General features: G+C 36.9%; 21 protein-coding genes. 1 reads left to right on the top strand and 20 read right to left on the bottom strand.

Annotated features, from left to right (window positions below):
- From ACEWK1_RS07425 to ACEWK1_RS07380, 10 genes are all read right to left on the bottom strand, one after another.
- The coding region (locus ACEWK1_RS07425) for a hypothetical protein (RefSeq protein WP_416635883.1) at nucleotides 1-442 on the bottom strand (442 nt) is incomplete at its 3' end.
- 13 nt (nucleotides 443-455) lie between these two features.
- Entirely contained in the window at nucleotides 456-1,172 is a 717-nt protein-coding gene (locus ACEWK1_RS07420; protein ID WP_416635881.1) for a response regulator transcription factor, read from the bottom strand.
- A gap of 1 nt (nucleotide 1,173) precedes the next feature.
- A complete protein-coding gene (locus ACEWK1_RS07415) occupies nucleotides 1,174-1,929 on the bottom strand; it encodes a sensor histidine kinase (RefSeq protein WP_416635880.1) in 756 nt (251 codons plus the stop codon).
- Nucleotides 1,930-2,118: 189 nt separating this feature from the next.
- Complete coding sequence (locus ACEWK1_RS07410) at nucleotides 2,119-3,507, bottom strand: YjiH family protein (protein WP_416635878.1); 1,389 nt, start codon at nucleotides 3,505-3,507, stop codon at nucleotides 2,119-2,121.
- A 206-nt stretch (nucleotides 3,508-3,713) separates the two neighbouring features.
- On the bottom strand, nucleotides 3,714-4,904 hold the full coding sequence (locus ACEWK1_RS07405; RefSeq protein ID WP_416635876.1) for a PLP-dependent aminotransferase family protein: 1,191 nt from the start codon (nucleotides 4,902-4,904) through the stop codon (nucleotides 3,714-3,716).
- A gap of 199 nt (nucleotides 4,905-5,103) precedes the next feature.
- A complete protein-coding gene (locus ACEWK1_RS07400; RefSeq protein ID WP_416635875.1) occupies nucleotides 5,104-6,216 on the bottom strand; it encodes a cupin domain-containing protein in 1,113 nt (370 codons plus the stop codon).
- 14 nt (nucleotides 6,217-6,230) lie between these two features.
- Nucleotides 6,231-6,728, bottom strand: a complete 498-nt coding sequence (locus tag ACEWK1_RS07395; RefSeq protein WP_416635874.1) for a DinB family protein — start codon at nucleotides 6,726-6,728, stop codon at nucleotides 6,231-6,233.
- Nucleotides 6,725-7,675: a fumarylacetoacetate hydrolase family protein gene (locus ACEWK1_RS07390; RefSeq protein WP_416635873.1), complete on the bottom strand. Its 951-nt coding sequence runs from the start codon at nucleotides 7,673-7,675 to the stop codon at nucleotides 6,725-6,727. The genes ACEWK1_RS07395 and ACEWK1_RS07390 overlap by 4 nt, the downstream gene beginning before the upstream one ends.
- 254 nt (nucleotides 7,676-7,929) lie before the next feature.
- Nucleotides 7,930-9,288, bottom strand: a complete 1,359-nt coding sequence (locus ACEWK1_RS07385; RefSeq protein WP_416635871.1) for an IS1182 family transposase — start codon at nucleotides 9,286-9,288, stop codon at nucleotides 7,930-7,932.
- Nucleotides 9,289-9,393: 105 nt separating this feature from the next.
- Nucleotides 9,394-10,179: an IclR family transcriptional regulator gene (locus ACEWK1_RS07380; RefSeq protein WP_416635870.1), complete on the bottom strand. Its 786-nt coding sequence runs from the start codon at nucleotides 10,177-10,179 to the stop codon at nucleotides 9,394-9,396.
- A 148-nt stretch (nucleotides 10,180-10,327) separates the two neighbouring features.
- Here ACEWK1_RS07380 and ACEWK1_RS07375 point away from each other — a divergent pair, with 148 nt between their 5' ends.
- Nucleotides 10,328-11,104: an IclR family transcriptional regulator gene (locus ACEWK1_RS07375; protein WP_416635869.1), complete on the top strand. Its 777-nt coding sequence runs from the start codon at nucleotides 10,328-10,330 to the stop codon at nucleotides 11,102-11,104.
- Between the two features lie 46 nt (nucleotides 11,105-11,150).
- Here ACEWK1_RS07375 and ACEWK1_RS07370 read toward each other — a convergent pair whose 3' ends face one another.
- From ACEWK1_RS07370 to ACEWK1_RS07325, 10 genes are all read right to left on the bottom strand, one after another.
- The gene (locus ACEWK1_RS07370) at nucleotides 11,151-11,699 is read right to left on the bottom strand and encodes a hypothetical protein (RefSeq protein WP_416635868.1); all 549 of its coding nucleotides are present in this window, start codon (nucleotides 11,697-11,699) and stop codon (nucleotides 11,151-11,153) included.
- Nucleotides 11,700-11,729: 30 nt separating this feature from the next.
- Nucleotides 11,730-12,959 carry an FAD-dependent oxidoreductase gene (locus tag ACEWK1_RS07365; RefSeq protein WP_416635867.1) on the bottom strand — a complete coding sequence of 410 codons (1,230 nt, stop codon included), beginning with the start codon at nucleotides 12,957-12,959 and terminating at the stop codon, nucleotides 11,730-11,732.
- A 210-nt stretch (nucleotides 12,960-13,169) separates the two neighbouring features.
- The gene (locus ACEWK1_RS07360; RefSeq protein ID WP_416635866.1) at nucleotides 13,170-14,027 is read right to left on the bottom strand and encodes a fumarylacetoacetate hydrolase family protein; all 858 of its coding nucleotides are present in this window, start codon (nucleotides 14,025-14,027) and stop codon (nucleotides 13,170-13,172) included.
- 19 nt (nucleotides 14,028-14,046) lie between these two features.
- A complete protein-coding gene (locus ACEWK1_RS07355) occupies nucleotides 14,047-15,165 on the bottom strand; it encodes a cupin domain-containing protein (protein WP_416635865.1) in 1,119 nt (372 codons plus the stop codon).
- A gap of 25 nt (nucleotides 15,166-15,190) precedes the next feature.
- Entirely contained in the window at nucleotides 15,191-16,888 is a 1,698-nt protein-coding gene (locus ACEWK1_RS07350; protein WP_416635864.1) for an acyl-CoA dehydrogenase family protein, read from the bottom strand.
- Nucleotides 16,889-16,891: 3 nt separating this feature from the next.
- Nucleotides 16,892-17,311, bottom strand: a complete 420-nt coding sequence (locus ACEWK1_RS07345) for an acyl-CoA thioesterase (RefSeq protein ID WP_416635863.1) — start codon at nucleotides 17,309-17,311, stop codon at nucleotides 16,892-16,894.
- 20 nt (nucleotides 17,312-17,331) lie between these two features.
- A complete protein-coding gene (locus ACEWK1_RS07340) occupies nucleotides 17,332-18,888 on the bottom strand; it encodes a class I adenylate-forming enzyme family protein (RefSeq protein ID WP_416635862.1) in 1,557 nt (518 codons plus the stop codon).
- Between the two features lie 171 nt (nucleotides 18,889-19,059).
- The gene (locus ACEWK1_RS07335; protein ID WP_416635861.1) at nucleotides 19,060-20,235 is read right to left on the bottom strand and encodes an acetyl-CoA C-acetyltransferase; all 1,176 of its coding nucleotides are present in this window, start codon (nucleotides 20,233-20,235) and stop codon (nucleotides 19,060-19,062) included.
- Nucleotides 20,236-20,269: 34 nt separating this feature from the next.
- Entirely contained in the window at nucleotides 20,270-21,049 is a 780-nt protein-coding gene (locus ACEWK1_RS07330) for an enoyl-CoA hydratase-related protein (RefSeq protein ID WP_416635860.1), read from the bottom strand.
- Between the two features lie 17 nt (nucleotides 21,050-21,066).
- Nucleotides 21,067-21,921: a 3-hydroxyacyl-CoA dehydrogenase family protein gene (locus tag ACEWK1_RS07325; protein ID WP_212136437.1), complete on the bottom strand. Its 855-nt coding sequence runs from the start codon at nucleotides 21,919-21,921 to the stop codon at nucleotides 21,067-21,069.
- Between the last annotated feature and the right edge of the window lie 277 nt (nucleotides 21,922-22,198).

Raw genomic sequence — 22,198 nt, 5'->3', positions numbered from 1 at the left:
CTTGAAGATAAATATAATTAGTTAAAAAAATGGCTAAACTGAATAAAAAAGTTAAATTAATAATCATGAAAATAGACGGAATATAAGAAGAATACCTTGATAAAATGACTAACACTGTAGTGAATAAAAGACTAGTGATAATGGCTATAAGAATATGAAAATGAAAAACAGATACAAGAATGGTAGAAGCAATAAAAACATGTAGTAACAAAATTTCAATAAAATAAAAAAAGTGAATAACCTTCCTTAACCTTGACTCTCTTACTTCTTGCTTTTTTAAAAAAGGAATGAATAATGCACAAATAATGATAAATGCTGATACTAAACTCAAACCTACTAAAGCGCCATAGCTTATGACCATTTCCCCTGTTAGAAAAATAAGACTAACCGATGCCCCACCACCAATTAAAAACGTAATGCTCTTTGGTTTATGATGTTCCATAAAAAATCTCCCATTATCCAGCTGAATTTCTGTATTTTAAAGGTGTGGTACTCATTATTTTTTTAAATGATGTACTAAAATAATGCTGACTATTAAATCCACACTCCTCTGCAACGCGTTGAATACTCCAATGACGTTGCTTCCTTAACAAATTTTTTGCCTGTTCGATTCTAAAATGAAGTAAATAATCAGAAAATGCCATGCCGACCTCTTCATTAAAAATACGACTTAAATAATTTGCATTAATATGAAGCTCCTTCGATAGCTCTGTTAGCTTTAAAGGCTGATGGTATTGTTCTTTTACAATCGTCATAACTCTTTGAACAATCTCTGAAGAAATGCCATACTCAGGATTTTCCTCGACAAGATTGGTAAGAATTTTAACGAATTCACTCTCTATGACTGGTTTTACTAAATAATCGATTGCTTTTAAGGAAAGTGATTTTCTTGCATACTCGAATTCTTGAAAAGCTGAGATAACGACAACATTAAGACCAGGCATTCTCTCTTTCATTCTCTCTGCAATATCCAAACCATTTTTCCCTGATATTTTAATATCTACTAAAGCCAATTCCAGGGTTGCTCCATGTTTTTCAAGCTTTTCGATAATCTTCATAGCTTGTGTCCCATTATAAGCTTTTTCTAATTGCCAGTTTGGAAAATGACGTTGTATCAGTAGCTCTAATTGTTCTATTTCTAAAGGCTCATCATCCAATAATAAACATCTCACCCTAACCCACCCCTTCTTCTTTTTTCTCTATGTAAGGCCACTCTACGGAAATATGTCCATAATTTTCATAATATATATGTATTTGCCCCTCTACTCCAAAAAGTAAGTTAAGTCGTTTCTCTATATTGCTTAACCCAATTCCTGAAACAGGTATTGATTCCTTGTTAAATCCTGGTCCATTGTCTTTAACTTGAAGTAAAATTGATTGAGAATTTGTTTTCTCTATTAAAATTGTTAACATCAATTCATCTTCTATTACTTCAAGTCCATGCTTAAATGCGTTTTCTACTAATGTTTGCAGGAGGTAAGGGATAATTAAGGCCCTTTCACTTTCGGGATCTACTTCCCAATTCACAGAAAGTCTATCACCAAAGCGGATTTTTTGAATTTCAAGATAATGTTCTGTGTAAGATATCTCTTCCTGCAAAGGATACAATGAATCTTTTTCCTGATATTTCGAACGTAGAAACAGTACCATATGCTCAAATGACTTTGAAAGTTTGTCATACTTTTGTAATCGAAGCAAACTGTAGAGGGAATTTAACGAATTGAATAAAAAATGAGGTTGAATTTGTTGATTTAATTGCATATAGCGACTAGTTTCTAACTCTTTTTCCAAGGTAATCTGACGGTTCTCAACCTGTAGGAGACTAACTTGTTTTTCATATAAGTTATAAAAAATCAATGCAAGAAACCCAAAAACAGGGCCAATTATACTAAAGAGAATAATAAGAAAGAAGCTTTCATAAGTAATCATCGCTTTTCACCAATTATCTGAATTTTATTTATTATCATACTATATTTTCCTAGCATAATGCTAGTATTGGAAAATATGATAAATATTTCAATGAGTTTGGGAGAAAATATGCCAGATTAATTGTTTCAGAGGTATTAAAAAGCACATCCCCTATTAAGAAATGTGCTCATAAATTCATAAATAGCTGTCCTAGAAAAAGAACACATGCGCCATTACAGCAATAATCGGCAATGTAATAATTGTTCTTTGTAAAAAGATAATAAATAATTCCAAGAAATTAAGAGGAATCTTAGATTTAATTAAAAGAATCCCAACCTCTGACATATAGATTAACTGTGTTAATGAAATAGCTGCGATAACAAAGCGAGTTATTTCACTTTCAATACCACTTCCAACTACAGCAGGTAAAAACATATCTGCAAAGCCAACAAGCATTGCAGGAGCGGCTTCCTTCGCTTCAGGTAGCTGTAATAAGTCCAGAATTGGTACAAATGGATATGCTAAATAATGAAAAATCGGCGTGAATTCAGCTAACACAAGTGCTAGTGTTCCTAGGGCCATAACAAGTGGGATTAAAGAAAACCAAATATCAACTACATTTTGCGCACCACTAACGATAACACCTTTTGCACCTTCAATTTTACTAGCTTTTTCAACTGCTTTGTTAAATCCCCATCGATACCTTGAAACCCCTTCTGGTACATCCTCAGCAATTTGTTTCCCCACAGGTTCATAGTACGTATCAGCTTTTCTTGATAAAGGTGGTATTCTTGGACAAATCACAGCTGCAACTAAGCCTGCCACAACAACACATGTGTAAAATTGGACAAACATGTGATCTAAACCAATAAAACTAATAACAACTAAGCTAAAGGCAATGGATGCTACCGAAAAGTTTGTCGCAATAACAGCCGCTTCACGTTTTGAGTAAAATCCTTCCTCATACTGCTTTGTTGTAATCAAAACCCCAACAGTACCACTTCCCATCCATGATGCAATTGCATCAATCGAAGAACGACCCGGTAACTTAAATAACGGACGCATGAATTTACGTAAAGTTGAACCGATAAATTCCATTAAACCAAAGTCTAGTAACAAAGGCATTAATAACCCAGCAAATAAAAACCATGTTGTGAGAACTGGCACTAAAGAAAAAAGAACCGTTCCACCCGTCAAATCTGACCAAATAAATTCAGGTCCTACTTTCGTTAACGTTAAAATAGCAAAAACAGCACCCAAAATTCTCATTGTCAGCCAAAAGCCACTTACATAAAATAAAGTTTGTAAAAAGGAAGATTGCAAAATCCAATTTGGTTTAAACGCTTTGGCTATAACAGAAAATAGAACTGATAAGACCAATATACCTGTCATAAATTGAGGTAAATAAGGAGTCAGGATGGCTTGTAATCCTTCTGCTAAAATTCCAACACCGATTGTCCATTTTCCCTGGTAAGGAACAGGAATTAAAAATAACAATAATCCTAAAAGAGATGGAATGATGAATTTCATTTTATCTCTCATTTGGTAGGAAGAAGATTCAGGTTCCTCTTCTAATAGTATCTTCTTTTCTAATTCCATAATGTACGTCCACCTTTCATTACGTGAATAAACTGCTATAAATAACTATGCAAAAGCTGTGCCAAGACAGTTTATTAAGCTCCAATCGTTAATTTGAAGGTTGACCTACTCTATTTACCAGTTAAGTACTAGAGGAATGTTTTTTGATTTAACCCTTCCTCTTATTATTCAATAATAAATAATTATTCATTATTGAATATCACTTTCTACAAAACCGATTTTACTACCTTACCAAGTTTCTTAATCCCGGCCTTGATCTCGCTCTCATCTTCATAGCTAAAAGAAAGACGTAAAAACTCGCTTCCTTCATGTTGCTCTAGGAAAAAGAATTTCCCAGGAATATAAGACACACCCTCATCTAAAGCCTTTTCTAACAATTTTCCTGTATCAACACCTGGAATTTTCACCCATACAAAATAACCTCCTTCAGGTACATACCAGGACACTGACTCAGGAAGGTGCTGTTGCAGGGAAGAAAGTAAAACATCACACTTAACCTTGTAAGTTTCCCTTAAAACAGACAGTCTTTTTTGGTAATCTACTTTTTCTAGAAAAGAAGCCATAGCAGCCTGAGAAAAAGGATGCTCAAGGTCTTTTTTAAACCAAAATAAAGCATTTATAAATTCAGCATCACAAGCAACCCAGCCAACTCGCATTCCTGGTGAAACGACCTTTGATAGTGATCCAACATGTAAAACACGATTTTCTTTATCCATTGCTTTTAGCGTTTTTGGACTCGAATGAAAGCTTAGCTCTCCATATGCATCATCCTCTAAAATAAGAAAATTATAGGTGCTCGCAAGTCTCAGTAAATGTTCTCTGCGTTCTTGCGATAGAGTCGTTCCTGTAGGATTTTGAAATGTTGGAATTGTATATAAAAATCGCGGAAGGGTAAGCTTTTCCCTAACTCTATCAGCAAGCATATCTTCTAGCACATCTGTTTGAATACCATCTTGATCTAGGGGAATCGTCAAAAAATGTTGGGTATAGTTTTTAAAAATTTCTAAAGCCTCCATGTAAGTTGGAGATTCTGTCATAACTAATGTTTCCTCATCAATGAGTATACGGGCAATAAGATCAATTGCCTGACAAGCTCCAGATGTAACTAAAAGCTCATTAGCCGATACATCTATCCCACGCTCTAGTAATCTTTGTTGAATTTGCTCCCTCAGTTTGTCCATCTTGGGACTTCCTAAATAATGAAGTGGTAAATCCTTCTCCTCATCAAGCAGGCTGGCTACAGCATCCTTCATTTCATCAACTGGCATTAAGTCAGGAGTTGGGTAGCCAGAGCTTAGTCGAATACAATTCTCTGGAAGGTTGGGCATCCATTCTCCAGGTGGATCGTTTTTTAGTGCAGCTTTTATATTTTCAGAGAAAAAAGATGTAACATTCACTCTATCATTCACCTTTCAGTTAGTAATCTTTAAGTTATACATTTTGGTAACAGTTTGTAAAATATGAATTTGATTCAGTTACATATGAATTCTATTAAATCCATAAATACCCTTTAATTTGTTTATGTCATAAAATGAATAAAAGGCTTACATTTTTATTGTAAGCCTCTTATCTCTTCTACATTCCAACAATATTAAATTATCCTAAAACCGGAGTAAACTCACCAGTTATCGTCTGATATCCATTATTCTTATCATACTCTTGTTTACGCTCTAACCCGAACTTCTCTATAATTGGTAAATCATTTGTTGAGAATAAATAACTATCACTTGAAGCAACATGCTCGTGTAACGCCCAGTTTGGTATAACAAAGAAGTCTCCTTTTGACCAATCAAATCGAACGCCGTTGATAATTGTATACCCTTCACCTTCATGAACGTGATATATAGAGGCATGTGTATGTCGGTGTGCTTTTCCTTTAAATCCAGCAGGAAGCTTCTGCATCCAGGCTGCAATGGTAGGACATGCCGTGTCTCCATTTGAAGGGTTAATATACTCAACTGCATAGCCATCATACGGATCTGGCTCAAATCGGCTTAAGCCATTAATTGCTGACTCTGTTCCTTGCCATTTATAGGATCCTAAAGGAGCCTTTTTCGAATAACGATCAGAAATTGGGCGAACCATGCCACCTTCATAACGTTGTGAACTATAGTTATCTGGAAGACTAGGCTGCTCGATACGATCTGGGTATGGTTCAAAGAATGTTCCACCAAGATAGTAGATTGTTGGAATATCAAGACAGTCCATCCAGATCATTGGTTTATCCCCTTCATGTCCGTGACCGTGCCAAAGGCCGTTTGGTGTTGTTAAGAAGTCTCCTCTTTCCATGAAGATTCTTTCACCTTGAACAATGGAGTATGCCCCTTCTCCTTCCATGACAAAACGAAGTGCGTTTTGCACGTGTCGATGAGATGGTGCTGTTTCACCAGGCTGTATTAATTGAACAGCAGCGTATAATGTTTGAGTCGTTGATGCCCAGCCCCATGGCTTTCTATAATTTAGACCTGGATTTTGTAAGTAAATCGCTCTTCTTTCTCCCCCACGATCTGGAGTGAAAATTTGTGTAGCTTCCTGTAGCTTTTTCATTAATAATTCACTTTTCCATAAGTAAGCCTGTGCATGTGGTTCAGGGGTATGCTTCATTAAATCCGGAATTGCATTCCATAAGGGTCCTAAATGGTATTGCTCTATGTCTCTATTAAAATCCTGAACAATCGTACTGTTAAAAAATTCATTCTTTTCAGCCATGTCTTCTCCCCCTTTTACTGATTAAACTTTGATAAGTTGCGCTGAATTTGATGATAGTGCTTTTCAACATGCTCCACGATCAAGTGGTTCACGATAAACTCAACTGGTTTCCCATCAAAGCGTGGGTTACGGCTTGGAGCAATTATTGCTAAATCCTCACTTGAAAGGGCTTGCAGCGTTTCTTCTACATCAACTGGAATGGATGCAAGTTGATCTAAAACATCCGAAACCTGCAGACTGTTTACATTTTCCTCCGACACTGTTTTCAGTCTTGTTTCATCTGTTAAGCCTCGACCCCAAGTTTGCTCAGGATGTTTTTTTATCTGTTGAATCTCCTTCACCCAATAGGGAATGGCTTCAGTAACATGAGTAATAATCTGCATAATAGACCATTCTTCCGTTGATGGATTCCATCTAATTTCATTCTCTGAAAGATCCTTTACTAAGCTAATGATGTTCTGAATAGATTGTTGAACAGATTCAATGGCGCTCGTTTGTAATGTTTTGGTCATGATACCGGCACCTCCGCTGTTTGTTTCACTTTATTTTCAAGAACTCCCACCTGATCAACCTCAATACGAACAACGTCTCCATCTTTTAAAAACACTTGTGGATCCCTTGCGACCCCTACTCCTCCTGGTGTACCGGTTAAAATAATATCGCCTGGCTCAAGGGTCATGATATTCGATAAAAATTCAACAAGATAAGGAACCGAGAAAACAAGATTCGCAGTATTAGAACGTTGACGCTCTTCTCCATTCACCGTTAAAACTATATCTAAGCCAGATGGATTTGTTATTTCATCCGCTGTTACTAACCAAGGCCCCATCGGAGCGCTTCCATCTACTGCCTTACCTTGAAGCCACTGTAATGTTCGACGTTGCAAATCACGATACGTTACATCATTTACAATGGTATATCCCGCCACATATTTTAGAGCATCATCTTGTGAAACATTACGTGCACGTTGTCCAATAACAAAAGCAAATTCTGCTTCATAATCTAACTGCTCTGAAATTGGATGAAATGGAATATCATCCTGAGGTCCAACAACTGTATTAGCAAATTTAGCAAAAACAACAGGATGTGGAGGTAGTTCACGTTTCATTTCTAAAATATGTTCACGGTAGTTATGACCAACGCAAATCATTTTACCAGGAGCAGGTACAGGTGCTTCAATTTTCACATCAGAAACGGAATATACAAGCTTACGTCCCTTTACTTCAACATTATTTATCGCATAGGCAGCGGCCTTTTTTGCCTCCTCAATGCTTTCAGACCCACCTTGTAGAAATTCCGTCATTTCACCTGGAACAAACGCTTCAGCAATTTTTTCAGCACGTACCTTACCTTCTGACTCAAGTAAGGAACAATAGGCTGCGTTTAAATCAATCACGTTTTCATTCTCTATTGCTCCAATTCGAGATATCCCATCTTTCGTAAACGATACTAGTTTCAACTTCATTCCCTCCAAATCGAAAAATTGTTATTATCTTGCTCATATTATATCGAGGTGAAGATTGAGTTCACATTCTATCGTTCTTCTATATGGAACAAATAAGAAAAAATCAAAAAAATAAAGCTGAGCATGTACTACTCAGCTCAGACTGTCGACAAAAAGGGTTTGGAATGTAAAACATTCCAAACCCTTTTTGCGATTTTATATTAATTTCGTTCAACTTTTATGAAAAAGAGACTCTTCGAGTCTCTATATTATACTATTACTGGACCTTTCCAAGTCCAGTTGGCCATCTTCTTTAAGTTCATGGCAGCAAAAGTAAGCATCGCCTGCATTGTCAATTTTTTGAGTCCCCTCAAAGTTGTCCAACGCATCCCATGCTTTTCTTTGGCATCCGCAAATACACGTTCAATTGTTTCTTTCCGTTTTGCATATATCGGTTTTACATCTTGATGATGACGTAGATGGTCTGCCTCTTCTACATATTCTTGCCAGATATGGCGAGTCACCACTTTTTGGTGATCTTTACTCTCTGTACATTGAGCCAATAATGGACACGTTGCGCAAATGTGCTTTGGAGATTTGTACTCTCTATATCCCTCTTTAGTTGTTGTAGAGTATTTCAAGATTTCCCCAGCTGGACATAAGTAACAATCGAAGTGTTCATCATAAACATATTCATGTTTTCGGAAGAATCCATCTTTTGTACGTGGTCTTGTGTAAGGTACTGCTGGAATAATATTGTTTTCTATTAAGTACTTTGTAATCGCTGGAGTCTTATAAGCAGCATCTGCAGCAACAGCATTTGGTTTTCCTATTATCTCGCTTACATCTTCAACCAATGGCTCTAACATTTGACTGTCATGAATATTACCTGGTGTAACATCCACGCCTAATACAAAACCTTTGCGATCTGCTGCTGCGTGAAATGAATAGGCAAACTGTTTTGTGCGTTCGTCTTTAACGTAGTAACCACTTTCTGGATCAGTTGTACTTTCCTTGATTTCTTTTGATTCTGCCTTGTCAAACTTATCTGGTGGAAAAGGCTTTTTCCCATGATCTTCACGATCTTGATTAATCTCTTCTTGAAGACGCTCTTGGTAAGCTCTTGTTTCTTTCCGTACGACCTTCTTTTGAAATTTATGCTTATTAGCACTAGCTTTTACATGAGTAGAATCAATGAATATGTGTTCTGCACTAATAAGGTTTTTCTCTGCAGCACTCTTTAATATACGATAGAATATTTGTTCAAATATATCTGTATCTTTAAATCTACGTTCGTAATTTTTCCCGAAGGTAGAGAAGTGCGGTACTTTATCATGGAAACCATAGCCCAAGAACCATCGATAGGCCATGTTTGTTTGAACCTCTTCAATTGTCTTACGCATCGAACGAATACCGAAGGTATATTGAATGAAGGTTAGTTTAATCAGAATGACTGGATCAATACTCGGGCGGCCTACTTCAGAATACATATCTTCCACTAAGTCATAAATAAAAGAGAAATCAATCGCAGCCTCTATTTTGCGAACCAAATGGTCCGCTGGTACAAGTTGATCTAAAGCGATCATTTCAATTTGATCTCGTTGTATGGAATTATGTTTCGAAAGCATATTTATCACCTCAAGATTTTCTTAATACAAGTTTAAATTAAAAAAGACTGTAAGCAAACTCAATTTTCTTGAGTTTGTCTACAGTCTGAGCTGAGCATGTACTACTCAGCTTTTGTAACGATTTTTTAATTTTCGCACCCTTACTAATTCCGTTATTTTCTCTCCTGATCGAACAACTTCTTCAATTAATCTATGACTTTTCAACTTACTTTTCATCCGATTTGCCGGCCCGACAATATTAATGGCTGCCAACACATTTCCCTTCTCATTAAAGATCGGTGCCGCAATCGCCATCACTTGTTCCTGTAATTCTTGGTCACATACAGCATATTTCTCTGCTTTAATAAGATTTAACTTTTCGTATAAACTTTCTTGGGAGGTTATTGTATTAGTTGTATAACATTCCAACTTCTCCGGCAAAAACTGGTGTCTTTCATCCTGCTCCCAAAAGGCTAGAATAGCTTGACCAATACTTGTTGCATGAATTGGATGTCTTTTACCGATATGTGTGAACAGTGATGTCGGGTTATCACACTCAACCTTTTGAAGGTAAATCATATGATGATCTTCGAGAATCCCAAGATGTGATGATTCACCTGTTCTTTCCGTTAACATATTTAAAACAGGAACTGATTCATTTAAAATCGGTAACTGTGAACTCACAAGATTTGTTAAGGTTAATACAGATGTTCCTAAGCTATAACGATTTGAACGAGGGTTTTTATAAACAAAGCCTTCACTTGCCATAGAGGCAAGAAGCCTGTGAACGGTACTTTTACTTAGCCCCAAATTCTTCGCAACATCTGTTACCCCTTGTTCAGGATGATCCATTGTAAAACCTTTTAAAATACTCAAAGCATTTGCTAGAGATGAGTCTCTCTTCTCCTTCATACACTCACTCCACTCTTTTATTCTCTTACATTTTTACTCTTATCTATCAATTCACTAAAAAGCATAATAATTCCTTTGTTAAATAGAGGAAACCCATTCTTTTTTGTATAATAAGAGGAAGATATTCTTGAAAAAGGTGTGGAGCTTAATGAATAAGGATACCCCTGCAAAAGCCATCTTATCATCAGTTAAAAATGCAATGAGAATATTACGTTTGTTCAAAAAGGGACAAGAAGAATTAAGTGTAACAGAAATTGCGAGGCTCATTGATTTACCAAAGAGCACTACACATCGATTAATTTCGGAGCTAGTTTATGAGGGTTTTTTATCTAAAAATCCAAAAACAAATCATTATCGTTTAGGGCTATCTCTCCTCACACTAGGTGGTGTTGTGTTTAGTCATAGAGATCTCTATCTTGAGGCACAACCTATCGTAGATAATCTTGTAGATGAGTTAGGGGAAACCGCTCATATATGTCTTCTCGAAGATAATGATGTAGTTTATTTATTTCGAAAAGAATGTGATCAGCCTGAAAGACTTTTAACATATATGGGGAGGAAAAATCCTATTCATTGTACAAGTGAAGGGTTAGCAATTATGGCGTTTCAAAAACAAAAGGTGATAAACAGCTTTTTAAAGAAAACTTTTTACTCTTACACTGAGTTCACACTAACAGACCCAAAGGAACTTAGAGAGGAAATGAGTAAAATTAGAAAAAAAGGCTATGCCATTACACCCAACCATTTTTACAAAGACTTTGTAGGAATCGCTGCACCTATTTATGATCATACCGAAAACGTAGTAGCTTCTGTTTCAATTATTAGCTCAATGTCTCGAATTACAGAGGATAAATATCCACTATTCATTGATAAAATAAAAGCAGCAGGGAGTCAGATTTCTGAAATGCTGGGTTACTTTAAATAAACCATCCAGCAGTTTATCACTGGATGGTTATTGGTTATTCTAGTATTTATAGTAGGTAAAATGTATTTCCCGCTGGTCCAATGGGAAGGTGCCCAGCCTCTACTAATTCAATAATTGGTAAAAAGATGTTTGTTTCTCCTGCTAGCTCTGCTGTGCATACCATTACGCTCACATACATAGCTAAGCCAACCAGGTATTCAATGGTTTTCTTGTCTTCAAATTGCTGAAACAGATGTGAGTAAGCACCATGAAAGATTAGTTCCGGCACTATATCACCTATTTCCAAAAGGTACTTCTCGTGTCCAGCCTCCTTAATTTTGCAGCTCAACTCATCTGGAATTCCTTTTAAAGCTTCCCACATTTCACTTCCTTCAAAGGTAAGTCGTCCTATTGTGTCTGGTACCTCTTTCATTGATAACCACTTTATTTCATAAGAATTCACATCAAGATAATCCATAAATTCGATGACTTTTTCCTCTGCCTCCAGGTTTTGCTGCCCAGCCTTCTTCCCCCATTTAATATGTTGTAATCTCTTGATCATTGTATCAATGGTTGCCTGCGAATCAACATCTGCAACATTTATGATTTCAGCCATGTATCTTCTGCTCCCTTCAATTGGATACTCTTAATATTTTGTTGTTAATTCAGGTGGTCCAAATTTAGGGCCATAAGGACCTTCATCTAACCAACGTCCCAATCTAGGAATAATTGATACAAGTGATGCAGCTAATTCACGCTTCATACTCATATCAGGGGCATTTCCCTGTAAATGATGTAGAGCTGTGCTTGAGCCGTCACGGTTCCACATTGCTGCAATTCTTCGTTCATTAGCCACCGCTTCAATTGCTTCTGTTCGCTCTTGTTCAGTACTAGCTTTTAAGGCTTTTTCAATTCCCCGAACAGCTAACAGTGCATCCGGCACTCCTGAGTTTAGACCTCGAGCACCAAATGGAGCGAATAAATGAGCCGCTTCACCAGCAAGAAGAACTCTATGTTTTTCATCAGTAAACGAGTTAGCAACAACCTGATGGAAACGATATGTTGATACCCAAGTAATTCTTTCTGCGTATTTTGAATCCATTACTTTTGGCAGCCACTTTTTTACTCCTTCAAGATCAGAAAACTCTTCAGGATTATCATTTTCCAATAATTGAAGATCCACACGCCAGCCTCCTTTAAAAGGAACAAACATCACATTACGTCCTCCCATTGCAGGGTGTTGATAATGGAATGTTCTCTCAAGAGGAAGAGGATTTTCCTCGTCTTCTTTAACATCGACTACAAGGAAAGTATCATTTGTTCTTGGACCTTCAAACTTTAAGCCAGCCTGCTCTCTGACAACAGAACGAGCCCCGTCACTACCAATAATGTATTTAGCTTCCCATTCTTCACCTGATTTTGTTGTTAAAATCACACGATCTTTCCCAATTTCCAATGTATCCACAGGTGAATCCCAACAAAATTCAACACCAGCTTCCAAGCATTCTTCATAAATATGTTTTTCAATTTCATCTTGATGAAGTGCAGTAAAATGCGGAAGTTTATGAGGATCTTTGTTATTTGTTACTCCATAATTACGCACATACACTTCTTTACCTTTGTACAAGGTTCTTTTTACCGGCCATATAATCCCGTTTCTTGCTAGTGTAAAACCAAGTCCTTTTGATGTTTCTTCTAAAAGCTTTAACGTGGCACTATGCAAATAAATGGCACGACTCCCAGGTCGGGCACGTCCATATGGCTCTGCTTCCATAACAACTGAAGAAATACCTTTTTTTTGCAAAGCAAGACCTGCAACAAGTCCAACCGGACCAGCACCAACAACGATCACATCACATTTCTTTCTATTTGACATTTCCTTCTCCCCTTTAATTAAAATGTTTTCTTCTTGTCTTGATTATAAGAAATTGAAGTGAATATTCTTATCCTTTTGTTCTTCTATACGGAACAAGAAAATAGTTTTTTTCTAAAACTCTATTAAATAATTCTTCTAAACAAATTCACTTTATTATCGCCCATAAAAAAGACTCATAGCAGAAGATCTATCTACCATGAGCCCTCAAAACTAGCATTCTATTTTCTCAACTGCGTGACAAACATTTACTTCAAATCCACCAATTTGTTCAATTTCAATCTTTACCTTATCTCCATGCTCAATTGGACCAACGCCTTCTGGAGTACCTGTTGCGATAATATCTCCAGCATTTAGTGTCATATTGTTACAAGCCAGCTCAAAGCACTTATAGCAATCATAAATTAAATGCTTTGTACTGCCATCCTGACGTATTTCATCATTTACCCACAAAGTCATTTTTAAATCATTAGGATCTTCAATTTCATCAGCAGTGACAATCCATGGACCAATTGGTGTAAACGTATCAAACGACTTTCTCCATGTTCTCTCTTCATTTCCTCTAATTGATATATCTAGCAGAGCAAAATAACCAAAAATATAGTTTTTCGCATCTTCTGCTTTTACATTTTTCGCTCTTTTACCAACAATATAGCCAAGCTCTGCTTCATGATCTGTTCGACGGTCTTTAAAAGGAAGAATAATCGGGTCTGTCGGTCCTGATAGTGATTCAGGAGATTTTAGAAATAATGCCAAATCTTCTATTGTTCTCGGGGCATTATTAAACATTTTATTCATTTCAATTTGATGGTTTTTATAGTTAACTGGCGCAGCCCAAATTTTCTTTGTGGATGGTACAGGTGAATGAAGTTTAACACTAGATAAAGGATATGCTGTACTCGTTGCTAAGGCATCCTCTATTCTTCCTTTCAACACATCAAAGTTTTCAATAAGGCGTTGAAAGGATTCACCTGGATTAGACGGCTTCCATTCCACTGCATTTGATACATCAATGATGTGATTTCCTTGAACAATTCCAAGTAAATTCTCATTAAAAATTGCGATTTTCATTCCAGGCTACCTCCTTATCTTATAATGTGTTATCCGGTACGAATACCTTTTCCACAATTTGATGTCCATCATTTTCTTTGTATACTTCACTGTACTCAAGGTCTAATTTTTCCATAACAGGTTTGTCATTAAACGAAAACAAAAATACATCACTTTCTCCAGTGTTCACATGTTCATGTAAACTCCATGGAGGTAAGATAAAAAAGTCACCTTTTTCCCACTCAAACTTCTCACCATTAATTACTGTATAACCTGAGCCTTCTAGAACATGGAAGATGGCACTATGCACATGTCGATGTGCTTTTGTTTGTTGACCAGATTTAAGCTTTTGCATCATCGTTCCAATTCGAGAATCTGCAGAGCCTCCTGTTGTTGGGTTAATATATTCAATCGCATAGCCATCAAAAGGATCGTTATCTGCTTCTGTCATTTCATCTAATAAATACTTCACTCGATCAAACTTATATCCAAAGATTGGCGAAGGATAACCAGGCTCCTTTGATTCATTGAGCTTCTTAAATGCACCCATTGAAAATTGCTTTGTTGAATAATTTTCAGGTGCTTCCATCGGATAGGTTTCTTCTTCATATGGTTCAAAAAACGAGGCAGCCATTGTTTTCACTAGTCCAACATCTAATCCATCAAGCCAAAACATCGGCTCCGTTCCTTCGTGTTTATGTTCATGCCATGTCCATGCCGGAGTTAAAATCATATCTCCGCGCTCCATATATGTTTTCTCACCATTAACGGCTGTATATGCTCCTTCTCCTTCAATAACAAAGCGAATTGCTGACTGTGAATGGTGATGTGATGGTGCACTTTCACCTGGTAAAAGCAATTGAATACCAGCGTAAAGTGTATGAGTACCATAACCTACAAGACCTCGTTTTAATAAACTTGGATTTTGTAAATAAACAACGCGTCGCTCAGCATCTTTTCCTGGTTCAAGTAATTCACCGGCTTTTAACACATATTCTCGGATTGTCGTCCATTTCCACAAATATGGTTCAACATCATGAACAGGCTCCTTTGTAACCATATGTCCGAGGTCATACCAAAGTGGTCCTAAATGTTGCTTCTTCATGCCATCGTAATACTGATCCAATTCTTCTTTTACAAACACATCGTTTTTTGCCATCTTCATTCACTCTCCCTATTTAGGATTACGATCTATATTTTTCTTCTTTTATAATGATGTCAGCAATCCTGCGTTTTATCTTCACAAAATCCTTCTGACTACTTCTCACAAGTCGGCATGCAAGTTGGGATAACGATTCTTCATCACCTAAATGTGGCAAAAGGTTTAATGCTCTTATCGCTAATTGCTGTGATTGTTCATGTGTGTACAATATCGTATAATCGAGTTTTTGTTGGTTTCTATCGAAGCCAGATAATTTAATCACCTTTTCTGTTCTTAATATCGCACTCTCAATTGCATAGATACTTGAAACAAGGTCAGCAAGGAATGCAGCAACTTCTTGTTCTTCATTTAACTTGCTTAAATTATACTTTTGTATGGAAAAAATCATAGCATGATACAAATTTTTTAATAGATGAAGAGTTTGCTTTTCTTCTATAAGAATTCCATCTTGTGCTCTTGTTTTCTCAATTGGTTTTTCATACGTTTTCAGTAATGTTAAGGCTATATTTAATCGATTAATTTCGTTTGTCCCTTCAAAAATACGAGTGATTCTGGAATCACGATATAATGTCTCAATTTCGTATTCGGCCATGTATCCGTAGCCTCCATGCATTTGAAGGGCTTCATCTACAACAAAATCTAGTGTTTCTGTTGACATCACCTTATTGATAGAGCATTCAACCGCCAAATTGCTTATTGCTTTTGCAATATCGTCTTGATCAGCTAATTGGCTAAAAGAAATTTCTAGCAATCCTGCTGTTCGATAGATAGCACTTTCATTTACATATGTTTTGATCACCATATCGGCAATTTTATCTTTAATTAAATGAAAACTAGAGAGTGGCTTGCCAAATTGTTTTCGCTGATTGGCATAAGTGACCGCTAACTCAATCGCATGCTTGGCTGTTCCAAGTGATGTGGCAGCTATTTTATGTCGTCCTAGATTTAAGACATTAAGTGCAATGATATGCCCTCTTCCAATTTCACCAATAATATTTTCCTTAGGAACCTTCACATTGTCTAAAATAATCGAACAAGTAGAAGATCCCTTTAGCCCCATTTTCTTTTCCTCTGGACCAATAGATACTCCATCGAAGTTTTTTTCTATGATAAAGGCAGTAAACCTGTCTACCTCCACTTTTGCAAACACGATAAAAAGACCCGCAAAACCAGCGTTTGAAATCCACTGCTTTTCTCCATTCAAAATATAGTAACGATTGCATTCAGAAGGAGCTGCTGTTGTGTTTATATTCATAGCATCAGTTCCAGCTCCAGGCTCTGTTAATGCGTAAGCTGTAATAAGATCACCTGTTAAAATGTCTGGTAAGTATTTTTCTTTTTGCTTCTCTGTTCCAAAATAAGCAATCGGAAGAGCACCAATCCCAGTTTGCCCGCCAAATGTTATCGCAAAAGAACGAGCAGGTGCCATCTTTTCTGAAAGTATCGTTGCGGAGACTTTACCAAGACCTAGACCTCCAACAGCCTCTGGAATATCTGCACTAATTAATCCGAGTGCACCAGCCTCTTTCATCAGTCGTACCGTTTCATCAAATTGCTGATTTTCTATTTTTTCTAGGGATGGTCTTACATCTTTCACAACAAACTTCTCAACTAAGTCTTTAATCATTTCATGTTCCTGATTAAAATCCTCTGGGATAAATACTTCATCAACTTCAACATCATTCGTTAAATAATGCTGTTTCTTTTTTTCCCTGAGCATATTTTAAACCTCCACAGGCTGATCAGGTTGTAGCATTTTTGCTCGAACTTCTTCCGGAATTGGCTGTGCTTTTGGCTTTTCTTTAAAAGAAGTCCAAGCACGAACTTCATATCCTTTTGCTATTTCTTTTTCTCCTCTTAAGAACACATGACTAATTTTAAAAACTTTATTTTGAATTTCCTGAACTGTGCTTTGAATTCTAACAGAATCTTCAAATAAAAGAGGTTGTTTGAATTGGCAATTTGCCTCAAGAATCGGACATCCTATTTGTTGTTCTTGGAATAACTTGGAAGATGGATATCCTATGGCTGATAAATATTCATGTGTTGCCTCATCCATCCATTTATAAAAATTGGGATAAAATACGATACCTGCAGCATCTGTATCTCCCCATCTCACCTTAATATCATAGTTGTTTTTCATATAAAGGCCCCTCTTTCACTTTAGACAGGGCGACTTATTTCCCCTGCCAATTGATCTCGTAGCTTTAGCTTTTGAATTTTCCCACTAGCTGTTACTGGAAAGTTCTTTGTGAAAATTACTTTCCCAGGCAATTTATAGATAGCAAGCTGTTCTTTTAAATAGTCTTTCAGTTCCTCTTCTGTGCATGTTTTTCCATCTTTTAACCGAATGACAGCACAAACAATCTCACCTAGTGTTTCATCTGGAAGTCCGACCACAGCTGCTTCAGCAATTTTCGGATGCTTCATTAATACACCTTCAATTTCTTGTGGGTAAATATTGAAGCCACCTCGAATAATCATTTCTTTTTTCCTACCAACAAATGTTAAATAACCTTGTTCATTTAATTTGCCTAAATCACCAGTATAGAACCATCCTTCATCATCCAATACATGGGCCGTTTGCTCAGGCAGCTTATAATAGCCTTTCATCATCCCAAAACTTTTGATTGCAATCTCGCCAACTTCACCAATTGGAACCGCTTCTCTTTGATCATCCACTATTTTTAATTTCACACCAGGAATTGGCCTACCGACAGTTTCACAGATATTTTTTTCTTCATCATCGTATGGTGTCATTGTCACTGAAACAGTTTCTGTAATTCCATAGGATTGACAAAGGTTAATCCCCATTTTTTCTCTAATTTCCTTCATTTTTGCTGGTGAAATAGCAGAAGCCCCTACGATTCCTGCTCTTAAGGAAGACAGATCATATTGATTAATATTTTCTGCTTCCAATACTTTAATAAACATGGTTGGAACACCTTGTTTGATTGTTACCTTTTCTTGTTGGATTAACTCTAACATTTGTTGTGGCTGGAATTTTTCTTGCAACACCATTCGCGCTCCTGATGATATTGCACAATAGAGATTAATCGCCATACCAAAGATGTGAAAAAATGGTGCTGCAATTACAAATACATCTTGTTCTGTACAAAATAGTTGCCTTTTTATTGTGTTTGCTGATTGCACAACACTTCGATGCGTAATCATGACTCCTTTTGGAACACCGGTTGTTCCAGAGGTATATAAAATACAATTAACATCGTTATTCGTATCAATTTCTGCTTCTTCTACGTCACTTTCATAATTTACAAGTAATTCATCATACGATGGAAGACCTTCCAGCTTGCATTTTACTGTAATCACTTCTGGTACAAGATAAAGAATTTCTTTGAATCCAATGTTTTCTTCAAATTCTTCCGTTGCAAAAAGAATTTTAGGTTCAGAGTTTTTTAGAATAAAATTCACTTCATGCTTTTTATATTTAGGATTAAAAGGTACAAGTACAGCCCCCAGTTTTGCGACAGCAAAGAAGATAATGGCCGTTTCATAAAAATTAGGTAATGCAACAGCAATTCGGTCACCTTTCTTTATTCCCTTAGCCCTTAAGCCTGTTGCAATACAATCCACGTCTTTTAATAAGTCAGAGTATCTAACTCGATTCTTTAAGTCGTAAATGGCCTCTTTTTCACCATACTGGGTAGCTGTCCTTTTTAGTAAACCATACAAGGTCATTTGATCTTCTTTATGATTCATGACTAGCATCCCTCTCCCTTGTTTCTAAGGTCTTAACAAGTGATAGATAAAGAAATTACTATATTATAAGGGTATATATCCTTAAAATTTGATGTAAATTCACATATATAACATTCGATACAACGCTTTCATTTCCTTGAAAATTTAAAATATTTCTTTTCTGACAAACAATTATAATGCTTCCCAAACAGCTGCAATTCCTTGACCGCCACCGATACAAACTGCGGAAGCACCGTATTTTTTGTTTCTTCTTCTTAATTCATAAATGAGGGACGTTGAAATCCTTGTTCCACTTGCAGCTAATGGGTGTCCAATCGCAACCGCTCCACCATTAACATTTCCAATTTCCAAATCAAATCCTAACACCTTTTGGCAAGCTAGATACTGTGCTGAGAAGGCCTCGTTAATTTCAATTAAATCTAAATCTTCTAGTTTCATATTTGCTTTTTTCAAAGCACCTTGAATAGCTGGAACAGGACCAATTCCCATATACTTAGGCTCAACACCGACAACTTCCCAAGAAACTAAACGAGCAATTGGTTTTAAGCCACGTTCAGCCGCATAATCACCTGATGCTATAACTATTGCAGCAGCTCCATCTACCATTCCACTTGCATTTCCTGGTGTTACCACACCGTTTTCAACAAATCGTGGTTTTAATTTAGAAAGCTGTTCCATACTCGTGTGACGAACATGTTCATCTTCTGAAATCACTTTATCACCTTTTCGTCCCTTGACCGTTACAGGAACAATTTCTTCCTGTAAATAGCCCTTTTCTCTTGCTGCCAATGCACGTTCATGACTTGAGAGTGCGTGTTGATCTACTTCTTCTCTTGTCACATTGTATTTTGCTGCAAGATTTTCGGCTGTTTCTCCCATCGTGCAATCTCCGTAGGTATCATAAAGACCATCCCATACCCAATCCTCTACAACTGGTGCACCAAGCTGACTTCCCCACCTCATTCCTCGAATAACATGAGGCACCTGACTCATGCTTTCTGTTCCACCAGCTAACACTACATTTGCTTCATTTGTTAAAATATAGCGTGCTGCCGTTAAAACCGATTCAAGACCAGTTCCACATAAGCGGTTAATTGTCAGAGCAGGAACATCAATCGGTGTCCCTGCCTTTAACCCTACATGTCTTGCTAATAGATGAGCGTCTTTACTTGATTGCTGAACATTTCCAAAAACTACTTGATCAACATCCTCACCAGTGATTTTTGCTCTTTGTAATGCTTCTGTGGCTGCAATTGCGCCCAAGTCAGTTGCGGTAATCTCACGAAATGATCCGGAAATCTCGGCAAATGGTGTTCTTGCTCCTTCTAAAATCACAATATCTTTCATGGTATTTCACCTCATTTTTTAGTGATGGTGTTTCTTATCTCCCTGTATAAAAAGGTTTTCTTTTCTCCACAAAAGCTTGAAGTCCCTCGACTCTGTCTTGAGTTGAAAAAGCATTTCCAAAGCACGTACTTTCAATGATAAGTCCGGATTCTAAGTCAGTATTTCCACCAACGTTTACCGCTGTTTTCACCATTTGAAGCGCAACAGGAGGTTTTTGTGCCAATTTCTTTGCCCATTCTTTTGCTGCACTAAGTACCTCTTCAGCAGGAACTACTTTGTTAACAATCCGTAATTCTAGTGCTCTATTTGCATCAAACATATCACCAAAGTAAAGAAGTTCCTTTGCTATTCCTTGCCCAACGATTTTTTGTAATCGCTGTGTTCCCCCACCACCAGGGATGATTCCTAAACCAACCTCAGGAAAAGCAAATTTTGCTCGATCTGAACTAATTCGCAGATCACATGCAAGAGCAAGCTCTAAGCCTCCACCAAGTGCTAACCCATTAAGTGCAGCAATAACAGGCTTTGTCGTTTGTTCAATTTTAGAAAAAACAGTTCTAGATACTTTGTTCATTTTATTAACACCAACAAGATCAAGACTAGCCATTTCGTTGATGTCAGCTCCTGCCACAAACGCTTTCTCACCGCTACCAGTTAGAATGATGGCACGCACTTCATCATCTGCATCCAGTACATCAAATAACGTTGAAAGTTCTTGGAAAACAACCGTGTTCAATGGATTTACAGGTGGTCTATTAATCGTTACCACCGCTACATTTTCTTCAATTTCACATAATAAAAATTCATAAGTCATCATTACGTCCCCCTTTATTATTCGTAATCGTAAAATCCTGCACCTGTTTTCTTACCGTGTCTTCCTGCTCTCACTAACTGCTTTAATAATTGTGGTGGAGCAAAATGGTTATCATTAAATTCTTCTTTAAAATACTCCATCACATGGTAACCAATCTCAACTCCTGCATAATCTTGAAGAGTGAAAGGTCCCATTGGGTAGTTCAATCCTAACGTTACCGCCTTATCGATATCCTCAGCTGAAGCAACACCTTCCTCCAATAGCTTAATTGCTTCAATAAATTGTGGAATCATAATTCTATTTACGATAAACCCAGGAGAATCTTTCTTTACTTCTACTGGTTCTTTTGATAATTGTTTAGATAACGCTTTCAATTCTTCAATTGTTTCGTCACTTGTCTTATATCCACGAACTACCTCAACAAGCTTCATGAGTTGTGCTGGATTAAAGAAATGCATCCCTGCCACACGATCTGGATGGTTCGTTGCAGAAGCAATCTCAGTAATAGACATGGACGAAGTATTTGTAGCTAAAATGCAATTTTCGTTCACAATATTATCAAGCTTTGAAAATACTTCTTTCTTTAATGAGAGATCCTCTAAAACTGCCTCAATCACCACATCCGCTCCACTCATTTCTTCCAAGCTAGTAGTTGTTTGAATACGGGCAAATGCTTCTTGCTTTTGCTCTTCAGTCATTTTTCCTCTTTCCACACTTTTGCTCATAAACTTATCAATACGTTTAAGAGCACCATCTAAAAAACGCTCCTCAATATCATTTAAAATCACGTTAAACTTATTCATAGCTGCTAGATTCGCAATACCTGCTCCCATCGATCCAGCACCAACCACACCAATTGTTTGAATTGCCATCTCATCTCATCCCCAATCTCTTTATCAACTTCTATAAGTTAATTATAGCCGTCGCTCGAAGGGGATTGTACCTACACAATGTAGGAAAATCTAGTGTGTATTTTGTATGTTTTGTAGAAAAGAATATGAAATGATAAATAGATCTGAACAACCTAAAATTTTTAATGGTGGAAAATTAGTAATTTTGTAGTTTGTAATCATTTTGTCGTTCATCAACCTTATGAACGACACTGCCTACTCTTTCTCAGTCACTTTTGTCGTTCATCAACCCTATGAA

Origin of the sequence: Metabacillus sp. YM-086, from assembly GCF_048059995.1 — a bacterium.
In the GTDB taxonomy this organism is placed as follows: Bacteria; Bacillota; Bacilli; order Bacillales; family Bacillaceae; genus Metabacillus; species Metabacillus litoralis_B.
Note: the sequence above shows the minus strand (reverse complement) of the source record. Positions and strands in the feature narration are given on the sequence as shown.